This is a genomic window from Bacillota bacterium, from assembly GCA_024653485.1.
Taxonomy (GTDB): Bacteria; Bacillota; SHA-98; order UBA4971; family UBA4971; genus UBA6256.
Map to the genome: position 1 here is coordinate 37,603 of JANLFY010000019.1, position 15,091 is coordinate 52,693.

At 59.6% G+C, this 15,091-nt stretch carries 10 protein-coding genes; 4 read left to right on the forward strand and 6 right to left on the reverse strand.

Annotation, left to right across the window (positions count from 1 at the left end):
* Positions 1–433: 433 nt before the first annotated feature.
* The 4 genes from NUW12_12055 to NUW12_12070 are packed head-to-tail and all read right to left on the reverse strand — an operon-like array spanning position 434 to position 8,071.
* The gene (locus tag NUW12_12055; GenBank protein ID MCR4403481.1) at positions 434–1,369 is read right to left on the reverse strand and encodes a hypothetical protein; all 936 of its coding nucleotides are present in this window, start codon (positions 1,367–1,369) and stop codon (positions 434–436) included.
* A 47-nt stretch (positions 1,370–1,416) separates the two neighbouring features.
* Positions 1,417–6,501, reverse strand: a complete 5,085-nt coding sequence (locus NUW12_12060; protein ID MCR4403482.1) for a hypothetical protein — start codon at positions 6,499–6,501, stop codon at positions 1,417–1,419.
* 26 nt (positions 6,502–6,527) lie between these two features.
* Positions 6,528–6,887 (reverse strand): type II and III secretion system protein, encoded by a 360-nt coding sequence (locus NUW12_12065; GenBank protein ID MCR4403483.1) that lies wholly within the window; start codon positions 6,885–6,887, stop codon positions 6,528–6,530.
* Positions 6,884–8,071 carry a hypothetical protein gene (locus NUW12_12070; protein MCR4403484.1) on the reverse strand — a complete coding sequence of 396 codons (1,188 nt, stop codon included), beginning with the start codon at positions 8,069–8,071 and terminating at the stop codon, positions 6,884–6,886. The genes NUW12_12065 and NUW12_12070 overlap by 4 nt, the downstream gene beginning before the upstream one ends.
* 1,016 nt (positions 8,072–9,087) lie before the next feature.
* On the opposite strand from NUW12_12070, the gene NUW12_12075 reads away from it, so the two are divergent.
* The 3 genes from NUW12_12075 (at position 9,088) to NUW12_12085 (ending at position 10,008) form a co-directional block, all read left to right on the forward strand.
* Entirely contained in the window at positions 9,088–9,411 is a 324-nt protein-coding gene (locus NUW12_12075; GenBank protein MCR4403485.1) for a DUF3467 domain-containing protein, read from the forward strand.
* A 122-nt stretch (positions 9,412–9,533) separates the two neighbouring features.
* A complete protein-coding gene (locus NUW12_12080; GenBank protein ID MCR4403486.1) occupies positions 9,534–9,746 on the forward strand; it encodes a hypothetical protein in 213 nt (70 codons plus the stop codon).
* Complete coding sequence (locus tag NUW12_12085; protein MCR4403487.1) at positions 9,724–10,008, forward strand: hypothetical protein; 285 nt, start codon at positions 9,724–9,726, stop codon at positions 10,006–10,008. Before NUW12_12080 ends, NUW12_12085 begins: the two co-directional genes overlap by 23 nt.
* A gap of 255 nt (positions 10,009–10,263) precedes the next feature.
* Here the strand turns inward: NUW12_12085 and NUW12_12090 are convergent, their stop codons facing one another.
* Positions 10,264–11,673, reverse strand: coding sequence for an SDR family oxidoreductase (locus NUW12_12090; protein MCR4403488.1), 1,410 nt, complete (start codon positions 11,671–11,673; stop codon positions 10,264–10,266).
* Positions 11,674–11,779: 106 nt separating this feature from the next.
* Positions 11,780–12,223, reverse strand: coding sequence for a hypothetical protein (locus NUW12_12095; GenBank protein MCR4403489.1), 444 nt, complete (start codon positions 12,221–12,223; stop codon positions 11,780–11,782).
* A 1,126-nt stretch (positions 12,224–13,349) separates the two neighbouring features.
* Between NUW12_12095 and NUW12_12100 the strand changes: the two genes are divergently transcribed.
* Positions 13,350–14,591: a winged helix DNA-binding domain-containing protein gene (locus tag NUW12_12100; GenBank protein ID MCR4403490.1), complete on the forward strand. Its 1,242-nt coding sequence runs from the start codon at positions 13,350–13,352 to the stop codon at positions 14,589–14,591.
* The last annotated feature ends 500 nt before the right edge of the window (positions 14,592–15,091 follow it).

Below are 15,091 nucleotides of genomic sequence, written 5' to 3' on the forward strand. Positions count from 1 at the left end.
TGCAGCGGCGGCTGTCCGATAGGATGGCTGCCGCTGTTGGCGTCGGGGCGGGCACACCTACGCCCTGGTTTTGGATATTTGGCTCTAACAGATGGTAGTTTCATATTCCCACATTGAGTTGCTCGGTAACACTCCTCCGGTGTCATGAACTCAAGAGAGGGGTGCATCCGAGTCGTGTCGTAGGACTCCATGTAATCCGCTGCTTGCTCGCATCCATCGGCAAACGTATCCAACACATGCAGCGATAGGCATTCGTCTTCCAGCAACCTATGAAACGCCTCTATCTCATGCTCCACACCGCAACGGCTGCAGGCCTCCTCAAGTACGTCCACCGCATCGCGGTTCTGGACGAGCCGCTCTGATGATCAGACTTGAGCTCCCGGGGGGCATTGCGTCTTTTTCATTAGGGATCCCATCGCAGCTTCAATCATACTCAGCAGCTATCATCATGCGAGACCGAGCGTAGGTACTCGGAGGTTCGCGCCGCTGATTCAGTTACCTTCTCAACGAACTCATCAGGAACCATGAACCTCAACAAGCCAGCCATTTGCTGGCGGATCTCGTGATAGCGCCGGCAGTCGTCGCGGTTCTCGATCTCGGACATCTCTATCGGCAGAATGAAGAACGCTTTGTCTTCTGATAGGCGAGACACGTTCCCCTCGCCTACGATTCTTCGGAGTTCCTCAAGGGTCTCATCAAAGGGTCGGAGGCAGTGTCTATCGGTGATCACATTCCCCCAGTAGAGGTTTCGCATTTCAGAGTCGTAGTTGTCGTGAAAGCGCGCCCAAAGGGCGTTGTCTTGGGCCTCCAAGGGAGTTGTCATCGAGCCTCCCACACCGCTCGCAAACATGCAAGGGATCTTACCTAGCGCCATAGGTTGCACAAACCCATACCTTATGTCCACTGCGGTATTGGTCTGCCGCAGTACCTGGCGGTACAACTCTACAGCACCTACTCGATTCCTCTCTAGCAGGCCGGGTGCAATCTGGATGTAGATCTCCCCACTTGGCTTGTACGGCTTTTGTGTTCTCACCGACAGGTGCAGTATCCCGTGAACCAAATAATCATTTCCAGCATCCGCCAACGATATTAACTCAAGTCCAAGCAATTCTCCTTCCAGGATCGACTTCTCAAGCCTGGCGACGTTCCTTGCAATCCATCGATAACCATAGTCTCCCTTCAGCGAACCCTGCACGGGATTCTTCGGTATTACGTCGAAATGTGTGAACTCGACCGCAAACTGACGCGACAGCCCACGCGCAATTTCCATCATCTGACTGGCCCATGTGTCACTTCGTATGTGGTCGAAGTATGCGGCGGACGCTATGACCCACCGAGTGTCAGCAGGCCCTATCAACGTGACAGACATCCAACGCTACCTCCTTTTACGCCATGAAAGGAGCCCTCACTTCTTCACTAAGGACTATGAACCTCAACCTCGTGTGCGACCTTCAAGCCTGCTATTGCTACCTGCAACACGATGCGCTCGAGTTTGGCTTTCATCGTTGCGGGGATCTGGGTCTTGCTGACAACCTCCGCAAAACGCAACAAGCCGTCAACTGTGCTGTACACGATGTCGGGTCGCTTTGTGCACTTTACTAGCCCCTCCGTCACGGTGGATACTGCCCTATTGACCCATATCTCTGTAACATCAGGTCTTGCCTTCAGGGCTGCCACAAGCGAAGTGATTTTCGCCCAGTGTTCCGGAGAGCCGTGTTGCTTGCCGCTATCGTGCACCATGACAGGTCCAGCCACGGCTGCAAGTAGGCCTAGATCCAGACCTGTCTGCTGGATTCGAACGAACGGCTCCCACGTATTATCCCAGAACGACATGAAGTCTAGGTTCAGTGAACGTAACCAAGAGGAAACGCCGGTTTCTGATGCTTCAACCGCTGCGGTGGCATTCTCCCGAAGCGCGTCGAGGACCTGATTCCACTCCTCCTCTGGCCAGCCCCCGCCTCCCGCGCCTGCCTCTGCGGCCATACCTGACGGGTCTACGTATCGTAAGGGATTAAGGGCACAATATGCATACGGATTCGGCCCCTCACCCAGGGGATCGGGGCTCATAAACCTTCCTACCTCGGGATCGTACAACCTTGCTCCGAAGTAGTACAGCCCAGTCTCCGCATCCTCGGGCTTCCCGGTGAACTTGTGCACATCCAGCCCCGCAAGCGTCCCCTCCGCCGTCACCGTGAGCCCAAACGGCTCGTATTCGTACCGCGCCACCACCTCGCCGGAGGAGTCCGTCACGGCACGTATGGAGCCCACAAGGTCGGTGTGGAAGTAGAATGTCCCGTACTGCCCCTGCGGCAGCGGTGGGTCTCCGATGCCTGTGTGCGTCACCACCTTCGCAAGGTGCCGGCCGCTCGCCACGATGTACTTGGTGACCTTCACCCCGTCCGTCTCATACACTATGTCGTTGCCAAGGTACAGGCTGACTCGGGTTGTGCCTCCGGAGGTAGCCGAGATCCTCCTACCGAAGGCGTCGTAGACATAACGCGCGGTTTCGGTCCCTCCGACTTTGACCTGCGCGAGTCTTCGGGCCCCATTATAGAGATACTCCGTCGTGGTACCCGATGCCTGCTTCCGTGTGAGCCGACCGTACTTGCCGTACCCGTATGTGGCATTCCCTGCCGAGGCGAGGTAGTTGCCAGGACTGTAGGCGTAGCTCTTCGGCACCCCGCCATCCCAGGCCTCGGATAGCCTGTTGCCGACCTTGTCGATGGTCCGAGTAAGCCTTCCGAGAGCGTCATACCTGTACTGAGTGTAGAGGGCAGGGTCGCCTGCGTCCTCGGAAATCCTCCTGCCCCTTGCGTCATAGGTGTAGGTATGGACTGGCTCCGTCGTCCCGGGTAGATCGGCCGATGTGGGGTTATCCCATAGATCGTAGCCGTAAGTAGTCACCTGCCCCACAGCGTCGGTGACCTGGACGAGCCTGTCGAGGAGATCGTACCGGTACCTTGTCGTCGCGACCGTCTCGGGGCTTTGCGCGACGAGCTCCTCCACCTTCACCAGCCTTCCTGCCGCGTCATACCCCCGCCTGGTCCAGTTCGCGTTGGAGTCTATCGCTTTTTCGTATCTTATGGCGCCGTCCGGGTCGCTCGCGAGGACGCCGTACTCGAAGGCGTGGACCGCCCCGTCGGCATAGGTGACCCCGGTCTTTCTCCGGAACGCGTCGTAATTGTAGCTCGTCCTGTGCCCTTCGGCATCCTCTACTGCGGAGAGCCCTCCGAGGGAGTTGTAGAACGCCTTCTCCACCGACTTCACTACGCCGCCAAGAGGGCGCCTGAGCTCGACGAATCTCCCCAGGGGATCGTACACCTCTGTCAAGGTGTTTTGGTTTTCGTCTCTTACCGTAACCGTTCGACTGACGTCATCGTATGCCCAGGTCTTGCTCGACGTCACTCCTCCCACGGCGGGATAGGTGGCCTGGACTAGGCGCCCCACGGAGTCGTACGTGTACCGGTTCGATGAGCTTGTCGTCTGGTCGCGCGTGCCGTATTCTGTTGTCCTGCCGAAGAAGTCGTAGCTCGCGAAGGTGGTGATGGTGGATGTGGAGCCGTCGGCCTTCTGGACGGTGGTGCTGCTTGTGATCGGATAGGCGTTGTACTGCGAATCGTAAGTGAACCCCGTGCTCTCGGTGCTTCCGTCAGGGTGGCGGAACGTCACCTGGGTCATGTTGCCGGGGTAGCTTGTGCTATAGCCATACTCGATAGTAGAAGTGATGCCTCTCGGCAGCCACATGAGCTCGCGCCCTGTGACCTGGGCGGAGCTTACCCGCACGCTCGACCCGAAAGCGCCGGTATAGCCCACATACACCCGGAACTCATAGTAGCCAGGAGAGAGCGAGATGTTGAACGTGCAGGTACCCGACGCTGACGAGAAGAGATATGACCCGTGGTGATGGTTGGCATAATATGTCCACGTAGTCGTCCCAACGGGTCTATAGTAGACCGTGTAGTCAACGGGCTGTCCGGGCCAGGCGGCAAACCAGCTCGTCTTGATCGTGGCGGAATGGATCCTCTTGCCCGGAGTCCAGACCCATTCCCTCCCGGTATACATCGAAGGGCTCGTCGGCCCGGTGTAGGTCACTGTAGGCCCCTCTCCGAGATATCCGACAAGGGCAGTCTCTTTCGTGACGTTTCGTTTGGCCTCATCGAGCGTATAGGATGTATGCCGGTAGTACTCTACTGAGTTCACAGTCTCCAAGAATTCGCTCTTGTGAACCGGGAGGTGGTACGGCAATTCGTATTCAAACTCGGTGCGCCTTCCGAGAGAATCTCGCTCTTCCATCAGGTCTTTATACGAGTCCCACTTGTAGCTCACGGTGCTCGTCCGGACGGTGGTGCCCTTGATGAACTTGGTCGTTTCAGTGCTTGGGACCTTGTAGGCATAGTACTCGTAAGATCGCTCGACGGCCTCGGCCATGTCAGAAGTCCCGATCCTATGCACTTTGAGCAGGTGGTCTCTCCCGTACACCCACTCCTCGCGGGCGGGACTAGCCGAAGCGTCGGAGACGTGCTTGAGCTCCTCTCGCACCGTCCTGTAGGTCTGCGTGGCGCTGTCATAAGCAACATACGTAAAACGCGACCGGTTGGTTGCGGCGGCTGCGTCCAGATAGTCCGCTCGCTCCAAGACCCGGAAGTAAGTGAGGTCCGACCCGTCATTCACAGCCGGATCGTCCCTGTTGAAATCCTTGTGTGCTTCCCCGTACACGAACCTTGTCGTCCCTTGTGTGGGATGAGTGAGCTGCGTGAGGTTGACGTAGTAGTTGGTGGCGGGGTAGATCGTCTGATGATCCGCCGAGTCGACAGAGCCATGAAAGCTTGCGCCTCTCACCTCATACGCATAGGCGGTCACCCGGTTCACGGGGTCCGTGACTGTTTCGAGCTTCCTTGAGTTGCCGATTCCAGTCGGCGAAAGCGAATAAAGCCACGTCTTGCCTCCCGTGGTCATGCGCACCTGTCCGGGCGTGCCGTAGTCGAACGACACGACTCTCCCGACGCTATCCTTGATGCTTTGCAGCCGCCAGTCAGAGCCTATCTGGACGTAGTTGAACCGGATCTCGTTGTTGTACCGGTCCTTGATCCCGATGGTCTGCCCGCTCGAGGCAAAGTACACACTCCTTCCGTCCTTGAACTTGAGCACGTACGCCGAGGACCACGAGCCGTTGGAGTAGGTACCCGAGTCGTTGTCGAACACCATGTCCTGTAGGGGGTACTTGTCGAGGTGGGATAGGGTATTGAAATTCACCTTGTACACGGTTCCGTCTCCCATGTGGAGGTACTTCGAACCGCTTCCAGCAGCCTCGACGGACGGGAAGTTCCAGCTCCAGCCGCAGCCCATCCCGTGGATTCTCTCTAGGTGGGTGGGTGACGTAAGCGTGCTCTTCACCGTGGCATACGTGACCTCTGACCCATATTCCTCGCGTCGCGTTATCGTCACTTGTATGCCGGGGGTATATGCGTACGCCGTCTGGCTTATGTACACCCGTTCGATCACGAGATCAAGCCCGTTCCTGCCCGGAAGCACGAGGTCCCTCTGCTTCACGATGAGACCGCCGCTGCTGGGGTCGATGGTTTCCACAATGCCCGAGAAATGGTCCTTGAAGGGTAGTACGCGCTCTGAGTTGTACGCTGACGATGGGTCCACGATCGATGGGACGCCCTTCTCTCCCCCTTCGTCCCCCGGCTCCTCTTCAGCCGTCCGAGGGGTTATGCGCCTCACGCCTCCTGCGGGCGGTGTTCTCTCCGGCCCTCCCGAAAGAGGAGGCGTTATGGGCGAGCTCCATATTGCGTCTGCGGATTGACTACGCTCACCCACCATTGAGACGCTTGGGTCTTCGCGCGGCTCTATCCCCTTGGCCAGGCCTCTGAGCTGAAGAGCCTCGCACATCTGGGACAGCTGTCCCCTTATGTCTGGGACCCGTGCCTTCCCTAGCTCAGTCACCACGCATGACAGCACACGGCCTGCACTCTCTCGTGTCTCGACAGGCTTTGGAGCGCCAAGGAGAAACAGCAAGGTCAGGATCTCGTCTTCTGATAGCCCCGCCGTGCAGAGCACCCGCAAGTCGTTCGCCGACACCCCGTAGGCGGCCGATGCAACTTCGGCGAGGCGCTCGAGCCGGGTCGGCGAACCTTGCGCGAACGCTCCGATGGCCCTACGCACTTCCTTGAGTTTGGCAAGGAACTCCTCCACCTTGGTCCAGTCCACCGTCCCTCGGGCACGAAGGTGGATGACCGCCTCGACCCCAACGCCGTACCTCGCTCCAAGCCCGTACGCCTTCAGCACTTCCTGTGGGTCCACGTCCAGTTTGACCGCGAGGTCGACCACGTATTGCGTGTCAATAGTGAAAAGCCCAGACCCCTCTACCTCCCGGGATAGCGGGGTCGCAGGGCTAGCGAACTGGCCGCCTGAACTTGAGAAAGCCGCAGGAGACACGATGACACTCGCCAGCATCGCGATGCCAAGGACAAGACACGCACGCTTCGCAAGTGACATGGCAGGACCCTCCTCACATGTCTTTCTCATTCGAAGCCTCTTCGGCTATCCTCGCTACTCATGATCTTGAAAGTCACCAGGATGACAAGCTCCGTGGTCTCGCTAGAGTCCTTGGTGGTCGAGAAGAGCTTGCCGATGATGGGAATCTCGCTCAGGACGGGAAGACCATAGGTCCTCTGAATCTCGCGTGACTCGATGAGGCCTCCTATTGCGATCGTCTCCCCGTTCTTGACTCTCACCGTGGTCTGCGCTTCCCTCGTCGAGATTCTGGGGTACCCTTCTTTCGTGAACCCGGTAATCGCACTCACCTGGGGGTAAATCGTCGCGGTGATCTCTCCCTGGGAATCTACCCTGGGGGTGATCTCAAGCCTCACGCCCGTGTCTATGTACTGTATCTGCTGCCAGGTCGATGACCCTGTCCCTGGTTGAGTACCAGTATGTACCGGTCGCCTGTCATAATCGTCGCCTGCTTGTTCTCCAGCGTGGCTACGGATGGTCTCGCGAGCACCTTCGCCTTGCCTCTCTCGATCAGGAGGTTGATGTCCATAATGAGGCTAAGCGACGATCTTATCCAAGGACGGAGCTCAATCTGACCTAGGGATCCTCCGCCTGAGCCAGGCGTGCTGCGTGGTTCGGCTTCCTCCCACGACACCGTAAGCCCCGGCTCCCCCAGGGGGCCCTTCCAGCCCACCCCGAGGCGGGACAGGTCATCCTGAACGACTTCCACCACCTCGACCTCGATGCCCACGACCCTTGGGGGGATATCGATGGACTCTATTGCCGCCACTGTCCTCTCGACATCAGCCGGCTTCCCTGAGACAACTACGAAGCTGGAGTCACGGATCGGTGTGATCCTCACCCCGGGGAACTGCACGAAAAATGACGATAGAGCCTCCTGTGGGTCGAGATGGTCAACTCGCACTACCTCCATTGCCTGCCCGTCCGTGCTCTGTGAAATCGCTGACAGCCAGGGCGTGAGTGCCGCTCTAGCAGAGTTCACCTCGGAGTAAGCGCCCGTCACTACGACTATCCCGAGATCGGGAAATGGGGTGGGAACCAGGCTTGTCCCCAACGTCCTTATCACATTGCAGAGGCTCTCGGGGCCAATGGAGCCTGTCTCCAGTACGAAAGATGAGGGGGCTTCGTGGGGAGCACCAGGCCATACTCCTTGAGCCGGGTAAGAAGCGTCTGAGGCTAGGGAGTGCACAAGGAACACTCCTGTGTCTTCCTTTACCTTGAACCCAGCGGATGATGACAAGATCCTAAGGGCGTCCTCAAAGGGAACCTCGTTGAGGCGGATAGTGATGCGATTCTGAATCGAGTCTTCTATCGCTATATTGACCCCGGCCTGCGCTGCAAGATCCCTGAGGACAGCTCTAATATCCTGGGACATGACGTCGCAGGAAACCGGTGTGCGGGCATCGCCGTAGGCTGGGGTGCGCGGCACAAGGACTAGACATACTGCACACAGGAGAGTAGTCACCAGGGGGCGAACTGACGGCGCCCGTGAAATGCCGGGTTCCTTTGCTGTGTTACGCCTGTACCCGAGTCCCTTGCAAGACTCTAGCATCTCGCCTTACCTCTAACGCCTTGGGTGTCTTCCTGCTAGATGCGGCGCTGCAGAGGGTGATGCATATCATGACGGGATCTGGTATGACAACTCCTGTACTTTGCGAGTTTCTTATTCTACAGTGAATTGGTATATCATTCTTAGCAAGTCAACCATAGGTAATACATTCTGTTATTAAAGGCGATCCCCCCTGAAAAGGATAGGAACTAGAGGTCGCTGACCGCGGTGCCGCATGCATGCGTTCATTGCCTCATGATAGCTGCGTCCCGTCTCAATCGCGGACCGCTACAGCGCCAGAGGTCGCTGTCATGGGGCACCTCATTGCGTAGAGCCGGGTCGGGACTGAAAACAGGACCAGGCGATCCGTCAGCGCCTCTTCTTGGTTCGTGACACGGGACTGTGCTCTCAAGAGCCGTGACCCCACAAGACCATAGAGCTCGTCCTCAAGCTGCCGCCATGGGAAAGGCAACACGCGCCCCCGTGTGCGGCTTCTTGCGGCCGGCTGCAAGAGGAGGAATACGATTCTTGACGTCCATGAGGCGGCTCCGCTACATTACGCCCCTCCGCCGCAGCAACCACCATCCCATGATACTGCGGTGATATCGCAGCTGCCGACCGGAGCATTCCACAATCGCCAGGCACACCAGGGATCACATGGTCATGATGACCGAAGAGTGCGAGGCTACCAATGCAACACGACGCCACGGATACAGCGTGCCAGCTGACAACCGCGCGATGAGGCAGCGCGGACTTGCGTGTGGCAACCCGGGGCGCAGATTCGGTCGTGGGCCTCGCCAGAGCCTGCAAGTTCAGGCCTGGGGACCCAGGACCAGAGCGCACGTACCCGATTGGCGGTACTGTGCGCGGATCATGCAGGCCGAAAGACCGCAGCTCCAAAGGGTGTGTACATCGTCGATAGGGCATGTCCGTCGAGTAGGATACCATTCCAGCAGCAGTGAAGGCACATGCCAGCAGACTTCGAGGAAACAAGTGGCGATGAAGGTGTTCAGTCTCCTGTGCCGAAGTGTGAACTTGAGGATGCATCTGTGGACCTGACAGGGATTGTGGTCTCCAGCCCGGCGAGTTACGCAAACTTCGCCGGGATCGAAGTGGGACCGTTCGATTTCAAGCTCGTTTTTGGGCTCCGTGTCGGCATGGATCCGCCGAGCAACGTACAGACGGTCATCATGAGTCCGGAACATGCAAAATCCCTGGCAGCGCTGCTCTCCGACTCCGTCGCTGATTTCGAGAGAGAGCACGGCGTCATTCCTCATACTGCCAAACCCACGAAAAGGCAGAGGCGGGTGGACAGGGATGTTCAGGACGACCGATCCGTGTAAGCGGGTTGTACTGCTCAGAGCTGACACGTGGGCCAACAAGATCACGAGAGACCATCCAGAAGCAGCCGGCCTTCTCCCGCAAGTGAGGCACTTGGTTGAGGACCCCTACTACATAATATACGATGAGACTGACGCACGACCTGATGTTCACAGAGAGGAATACCGGGATCTCGTGGAGTTGCCAGACCGACAAGAGCTGCGCGCTCAAGGCTGTTGTGGAGTTCTACGACCGCGAGCTGGAAAGGCCTGGGGAGGTTGTCACCGCACACATTTCCAGTAAGGTGAAAGGCAGGATGAAGAGAGGGGTCATCTATGTCAGACCCACGAAGAGTTAGCGAAGGCATCACATTCGACTATGACGCCAATTACGATGTCCTATACCTTTCGATAGGAAGGCCGGTTCCGTCTTACACTGACGACGAAATCGACGGTGTCCTAATCCGCCGAGATTTCGAGACAGACCGTCTGACTGGTGCCACGATCATTGGTTACAGGAGCAAGACGAAGCAATTCCTGAAGAAGACCATACCGTTCTACGTTGACTTCGCCTCCATCGATCGCCATATCCGCAATCGCCACGTGCGTTCTAGCGGATAGACAGACTGCGGGAGGAACCGACCGATGGAAGGAGAAGCGTGGTGAAGCATCCTTGTGCTGCGCGCCTTACGTTAACGCCGCAACTCATGAAATGGAGGGACACGTGAAGGACACGTGAAATCGAGGACCACGCGGGGAGCCGGCTCTCGTCGGGAGGGCCCGGGAGGGTGTGTGTGCGTGTAAAGGCGCGGCTGCCGACATACCGCTTCCGGTGCCGCGCCTGCCAGCGCGCGTTCACGCAGACTTGCACGAGGCTCACGCGAGTTGCTCCACCAGCGCTCGAAGCCGCTCGACCTCCTCTTGCCACCCCCTCACGATGCCAAGCTGTTCATCTCGCTGAAGAGGGTCTTTCACGTACCCTTCGGCCATCTTGTGGAGATAGGCGTAGTAGGCCGCCAGCCGGTCCAGTGGCGCGGCGATCCTCGCCACGGCACTGGCATCCCGGTCCTGGAGAGCCAGCTCCAACTGCTCGAGCACTCGAAGCCACTCGTCCACGGACATCGAGGCGTGCCGGCGGAATGCACGAACGAGCCACTGTCGCTCGAAGACCGGACGGTCTCTCCAACCCGCTGACTGCTCGGCGAGAGTCTTGCGCACCGAGCGGCACAGAGCCGACGCCTCCTCGAACTGCTCCGGGCTCAACCCGCGCCCATAGGTCGTTTGCCCGAGAGTCGCACGCGCGACATCTTGACGCTCAGAATCTACTTGTTGACGCTCAGAAGCTGGGTGCCCTCGGTGTGGATGCCAGGAAGGTGGGACCTCGGATGGCGGACGGCCGGACGTCTGATACGCGGGATGTGGATGCTCGGGATGTGGATGCTCGGCAGATGTGAGCCCGCGGGGCGGGCACTCCACAGCATGCTTGGAGGACGGGAGGCTGATGCCGGCATCAGCCAGCGCCTGCACCGAAGAGATCTCCTGCCCGCGATAGCGCGAAGCCATGGCCACTGCTGCGGCGAAGCCGGCCCCCGCAGCCTCCACCGGCAGTTCGTATGCGCTGACCACCGCCCGGAGCTCGCTTTCGGATTTCCCCATCAACGCCGCCAGCCTTGGGATCGAGGAGAGTGCGGTCTGGGTAGGGACAAAGCCCGGTCCAATCGCGAACACCGCGACCTCGGTCCCCTCAAGCTCTTCGCTGAGAGTCGTGGCGAGGTGGACTTGCGCCGCTTTGAGCGATTCGTACGCCCCCATGTAGGCAAGCCCCGTGGAGGACACGCACGCGAACACGCCGCGATTACGGGCGATCATCCCCGGGATGAAGGCGCGCGCCAGCAGAACCGGCCCCCGCAGGTTCACGCGGTAGCTGGCGTCCCAGGCCCTGATATCCACGTCTTTCACGGCGCCTAGCGGAGCGACCGTAGCGTTGTTGACCACGACGTCCACCGGTCCGAACGCGCTCTCCGCGCGTCGTGCGAGATTCCTCACACTAGCCTCATCACCCACGTCGGTCCGCACAAACAGCGCGACACCTGGGCCGAACTCGCGATCGAGGCGTTCGGCAGCCTGGCGTCCGGTCTTCGGATCGATCTCAGCAACCACGACCTTGCAGCCCAGCCACACGAGCGAACGAGCAGCTTCATACCCGATTCCGCCGCCCGCCCCAGTGACGACGGCGACTCTGCCCGCAAGCGAATCCCGACGGAGACTCCCTGTCTCGATTACCAAGGGACCGCCCTCCTCATGGCCGTCATTGTCCTCATGGTCCTGAATCGGCCGCTCCACCCACGTCCGCCCGACCGTCGCCACCCGCGCCGGCTCAACGACGCACTCTTCAGGACCGGCCAGCAGTCATGCATTGGACCAGCATGAGCACGCCAAACATGCCGTGGACAAAGTGCCCCGTGAAGACGAATCTCCATTCGCCGGCTATATCATGGCTCAACATGTACTCATGGCCGATATCGTTGAGCATGACGACGTCGACCGCAAGGAGGAATAACGAAAGAACTCCCATCACAAGAGCGGTGCCTCTCAGTATGCTACCGCCTTTACCGTACTTGGACTGCAGGGCCAGGTTGGTCAGGCCCAACAGATGAGCAAGCGAAATGCCAACCAGAAGAGCCGCCACCGCCGCCCCCATCCACTCCGGCCCTGCGGAGCCTGTCTTCTCAATCGCTGACTTGATACTGGACAGTATCAGAGTGTTCACCGCAATCAGGCCAAGCATGATAACGCTTGCCATCATTGTCAGGCGGTTCATCTTCTCCATACTCATACGGCTCGCACCTCTAGCCCCCGGCTGTCCGGCGGTCGTCCAGCCACCTTCAAGCAAGCAAGTGCCTTCCGCAACTTCTCGGCCGTACTCCGCCTCCACGAGCTTGAGCAGTATACACAGCATCAATTCGCCGGTCCCAAAGGACTTCCTTCGCGCACTTCCAAGCAGTCGAGAATCTTCTGCCAGGCTCGATAATCCCGGTCAGCTCAGTCCCGAGCGAAGATGCTCAGGCCTCGGGTCCGTCGAGCGCGAGCGCTATCTTCTGGCCGAGCAATCTGACACCGCCACACAGCCCCGCCTTGCCGGAACGCTCGCTTTCGAAAGACGCGAGCGACCTATCTTCGCCCGCCGTCCCACACCGGTTGGCACCGGTTGGAGGAGCGCCCGAATTCGGCGAGTCCGGCGAAGTTGAAGCCCTCGGAGCCACGCGAAACCGCGCGCCACCGCCACAGGCAACATGGCCAGCCGAGAGCACGCTGTCAGAGCACGCTGTCCCAGCAACCCCAAAGGGCGGCACTGTCTAGGGCGTCGGCCCCTTCGCGGCCGAACCGCGACGCGAGTATCGGCCGCCTCCGCTCGCGCCAACTCAGCACGTAACCACGCACGGTGCAGACCGTACGAAGGAGACCCACGCCGCCAAAGCGAAGTTAACAGTGCTAAGGAAGAACCTCAGAGCGCTCCGGAGTGCCGGTCGCGCGCGGCGGGCGCACGCAGGCGGTGAGTCCGGCAGCCTTCATGAACAGCCCGGGTAGACCGAATGCCCAGGTAGAGAGAATGCCCGGGTAGGCAGGGTGGACAGAATGGCCGCTCAAACAGAATGCGCGGGTAAACAGAATACACAGGTAGACAGAATGTCAATCTTGATGGCGTGGAGAAGTGGACGGGATGCGCGAGCGGACAGCGGGCACAGATAGACGGGGCGCGGTGGATGGCTAGGCACGCTGTTCGCGGCGTCAGACAAGCTCATGTCAGTGATCGCCCTCGTGGGGCATAGGACGCACAACTGGAATCGCAGTCGACACCGTCTTCCTCGACGCCGCCTTTCTCGAGTGGCGTGTCTCGAGGGGTTTGAGTGGTCGGTGCAGACGGCCCATGCGTGGAAAGAGATGCAGGAGGCGTGTGTGGCGTGGGGAGACATGCAGCTCGCGTGTCGCTAGCTCAGGCGTCGGAAGATTGCTCGTCAGGGGCTTTCGCATCGGCAGCTCGCGCAGTTGACGCCCGCGTCGTGCGGTCGTATCTCGTCCGGCATCTTGCCTTGGACGTCCGCTCCGACCAACCACCCCAAGCGCTGGTCAGGCGCTTGGAGGCGGTCCAGGTCGATCCGGTGAATCTCCTGGCCAAGAATCACGACTTGGTCCTCCACTGCCGGCTGAGCAGACGCCGAGCAGGGTGCGTAGACTACTACCAGGGACCGGACGCCCTCTTCGAATACATCGCCGGCAACCGCACGCTTTTGCCGCTTGAGGACTTCCCGCTCTTTTTCCCATTCATGCGTCTCCGCGAAGAAGCCAACAAGGAGACTCTGCGCTGCTTGGCCGGTCCCGTCCGTCAGGTGCTCGACGATATCGAGCGGGCCGGTCCCCTTACGTCACGGAAGATCGTCTGCGCGGCGAAAGTGTCCGGGTACTCGGATCCCGAAGCGACTCTGAGAACCAAAGCTACCAGCCTCGCCATACAACTCCTCTGGGAAAGCGGGATTCTCACGGTCGTCGGCCGCAGCGGGGCGGAGAGCCTGTACGACTTGACCGAGCGCGCCGTCCCTGCCGGTCTAGTGGTGCAAGGGCGTGAGATGCCGCTCGAAGAAGCACGGCGTCTGTTGAGACATAAGTATTACCGCGCGATGGGCGTGTTCGACGCGGGGCACGTATTCTTTGGCTGGCAGCATCTTACCGCGCGCCAACGCCTCGAGGCGCTGGAAGAAGACGAGCGGAGCGGCGTGATTGAGCGACTGCCTATCGATGGCGTAAAGCGCACGTATTGGGCGGTCGCGGGCACAAGAGAAAGACTGGCCGCGCTTGGCGGCGAGGCGGACGCATGTCACGGCGTGCGGTTCCTGCCACCCTTGGACAACCTCCTTTGGCGAAGAGAGCGAATTGCGGACATCTTCGACTTCGACTACAAATGGGAGATGTACATGCCGGCAGCAAAGCGAAAGGGCGGGCCCTACACCATGCCCATGCTGCGCGGGACGGACTTGGTGGGCCGGCTCGACGCTCACCTTGACCGCGCGTCATCAACCTTGGTGGTCGACGCGCTTCGCTACGAACCAGGGGTCAAGGCGACGAAAGAGCTGGAAGCGCAGGTCGAGGAGGAGATAGATCGACTGAGAGTTTTCTGCGGAGCAGAGCGGGTCGTTCGCAAACCGTGACGACCGGCATGGAACCTGTGCAGGACCACTGCCGCAGGCCGGCGGCGTGGGCGGCGCGGGCGAGGCGGCCAGCGGGCGGCACGCGGCAGCGCAACAGCCGCACGGAGACGAAGACCCCTGGTCGTATGCAAGGTGCTTTGTCTGCTGTTCCGGTGAGCGCTCAGGATATCAAGGTGAAAGGCAAGGATTGGGACGAAACCTTCACGCCCTTCATCTCGACATCCCCTTCCTTACCGCACCGCCCTGTGCATTCCTGGAGCCATTGCAGCCGCAATGACCCGTTCGCTGTGTCTTGGCCTCCAGGTCTTCTCTCAATACGCCATCCTCATGCCGTTACGCCTCGGACTAGCGTCGGCATGGCACACTCTGCGTGGCATCGATCACTGTACCCTGCGCATGACCCTGCACATGCCCTACCTCCTGCTACCAGTCGCCGGGCCATTTGACCCGAGTTCGACAAGGCCTGGGCACACAAAGGGGCTGAAGTGCAGTAATGACGG